Genomic DNA, 2,670 nt, shown 5'->3' on the forward strand with positions numbered 1-2,670 from the left:
GTCCGGGGGAGGGGGATGGCGGCGGCGGGGAGACGGTTGGCCCGGTCGGCCCGGGGCTTCCGGGGCGGGCGGCCGGAGTGCTCGCGCGAGCCCTCGTACGGGCCGCCGTGCGAGCCTTCGTACGAACCCTCGTGCGAACCCTCATGGGAGCCGCCCTCGGGGCTCTCGCCGGTGTCCGCGCCCGAGGAGTGCGCTGCGTCGGCGTCCGAGGCGCTCGCGTCGCCGTCGGCCCCCGGTTCCGTCACCGGTATCCGTAACAGCACCCCGCAGGGGCACCCCAGCTCCGGCCGGGGCCAGTGGTCCGCCCGCCCGCAGGACTCGCAGCGGATCGTCACCCAGCCCTCGTCCCAGGTGTGGTGCGTGACGGGCTCCGGGAGCGTGCTCCGGTCGAGGACGGGCGCGACAGGCACGCCGCACACGCACGGGTACGACGGCGCCGCATAGACATGCTCGCGCCGACAGGCCGGACACCTCACCGGCACGCTCTCGGACATGACCCTCTCCAGAACACCGCGACACCACAACGCCATATGGGGACAGCGCCTCCATCGTCCTCCGGAACCCCTTCCTCCGGCAGCGAAACGATCCGACGTCCCGTGATTCCCCCGCCCGCCGACCGGTCTCCGACCCTTGACGCCTTCTGGCCGTCCACCTACATTGCTTCCAGATAGTAGAAGTTAGTTTCCGTAATACGGAATTTGAAGCTCTCCGCGGGGCGCGACGGGAGCCCGAATCCGACGGCCGAAGCAGGAGTACGCAATGGCACGTATGACCGCTGCCCGCGCGGCAGTTGAGATCCTCAAGCGTGAGGGCGTCACCAGCGCGTTCGGTGTCCCGGGCGCGGCGATCAACCCCTTCTACGCGGCGCTCAAGGCCTCCGGCGGCATCAGCCACACCCTCGCCCGCCATGTCGAGGGCGCCTCCCACATGGCGGAGGGCTACACCCGCACCGCACCCGGCAACATCGGCGTCTGCATCGGTACGTCGGGGCCCGCGGGCACCGACATGATCACCGGTCTGTACTCCGCGACCGGCGACTCCATCCCGATCCTGTGCATCACGGGCCAGGCCCCGACCGCCGTGATCCACAAGGAGGACTTCCAGGCCGTCGACATCGCCTCGATCGCCAAGCCGGTCGCCAAGATGGCAGTCACCGTGCTGGAGGCCGCGCAGGTCCCGGGCGTCTTCCAGCAGGCCTTCCACCTGATGCGCTCGGCCCGCCCGGGCCCGGTCCTCATCGACCTCCCCATCGACGTCCAGCTGACGGAGATCGAGTTCGACCCGGACACGTACGAGCCGCTGCCGGTCTACAAGCCGGCCGCGACCCGCGCCCAGGTCGAGAAGGCGATCACGCTCCTGAACGAGTCGGAGCGCCCGCTGATCGTCGCGGGCGGCGGCATCATCAACGCCGACGCCTCCGAACTTCTCGTGGAGTTCGCCGAGTTGACCGGCACGCCGGTCGTTCCCACCCTCATGGGCTGGGGCATCCTGCCCGACGACCACGAGCTGAACGCAGGCATGGTCGGCCTGCAGACCTCGCACCGCTACGGCAACGCGACCTTCCTGGAGTCCGACTTCGTCCTCGGCATCGGCAACCGCTGGGCCAACCGACACACCGGCAAGCTGGACGTCTACACGGCGGGCCGGAAGTTCGTGCACGTCGACATCGAGCCCACTCAGATCGGCAAGATCTTCGCCCCGGACTACGGGATCGCCTCCGACGCGAAGGCCGCCCTTGAGGTGTTCGTCGAGGTGGCACGGGAGTTGAAGGCCGCGGGCAGGCTGCCGGACCGCTCCGCGTGGGCCCAGGCCGCGCAGGACAAGAAGGCGACCCTCCAGCGCCGTACGCACTTCGACGACATCCCCATCAAGCCGCAGCGCGTCTACGAGGAGATGAACAAGGCCTTCGGCCCCGAGACCCGGTACGTCACCACCATCGGCCTCTCGCAGATCGCCGGCGCCCAGATGCTGAACGTCTACCGGCCGCGGCACTGGATCAACTGCGGTCAGGCGGGCCCCCTCGGCTGGACCGTCCCGGCCGCGCTGGGTGTCGCCAAGGCCGACCCGGAGGCGCAGGTGGTCGCGCTCTCCGGCGACTACGACTTCCAGTTCATGATCGAGGAGCTGGCCGTCGGGGCCCAGCACCGGATCCCGTACGTCCATGTGCTGGTGAACAACTCCTATCTGGGCCTGATCCGTCAGGCACAGCGGGCGTTCGACATCGACTTCCAGGTCAACCTGGAGTTCGAGAACCTCAACTCGCCCGAGCTGGGCGTCTACGGCGTCGACCACGTCAAGGTCGTCGAGGGCCTCGGCTGCAAGGCGATCCGCGTCACCGACCCGAGCGAGCTGGGCGCCGCCCTCGAACAGGCGAAGAAGCTCGCGGTCGAGTTCCGGGTCCCTGTCGTCGTCGAGGCGATCCTGGAGCGCGTCACCAACATCTCGATGTCCACGACCAACGACATCAGCAACGTCGTGGAGTTCGAGGAGATCGCGACCGAGCCGGGCCACGCGCCCACGTCCATCAAGACCCTGAAGGTCTGACAGGACCCTGGGGGAGAGCGGCTCAAGGGGGAGAAAACCGAGGCCCCCGTCCTGGGGATCCAGGACGGGGGCCTCTCGGCGTGTTCAGTTCGAGCGGCCCCCGCCGCCACCCGAACGGAATCCGCC

At 69.1% G+C, this 2,670-nt stretch carries 1 protein-coding gene and 1 pseudogene; one reads left to right on the plus strand and one right to left on the minus strand.

Translation table 11 applies throughout. The annotated features are described in order from the left end of the window. Positions 1–410 (minus strand): annotated as a pseudogene (locus AOK17_RS53310) (hypothetical protein); the annotation flags it as partial. 349 nt (positions 411–759) lie between these two features. On the opposite strand from AOK17_RS53310, the gene gcl reads away from it, so the two are divergent. After that, entirely contained in the window at positions 760–2,544 is a 1,785-nt protein-coding gene (gene gcl, locus AOK17_RS46930) for a glyoxylate carboligase (RefSeq protein WP_055618741.1), read from the plus strand. Positions 2,545–2,670: the final 126 nt, after the last annotated feature.

The organism is Streptomyces phaeochromogenes, from assembly GCF_001418655.1.
GTDB lineage: Bacteria > Actinomycetota > Actinomycetes > Streptomycetales > Streptomycetaceae > Streptomyces > Streptomyces phaeochromogenes.

Excerpts from the sequence above, each read along its gene's own strand:
- gcl (WP_055618741.1), top strand. The coding sequence starts at position 760 with ATGGCACGTATGACCGCTGCCCGCGCGGCAGTTGAGATCCTCAAGCGT.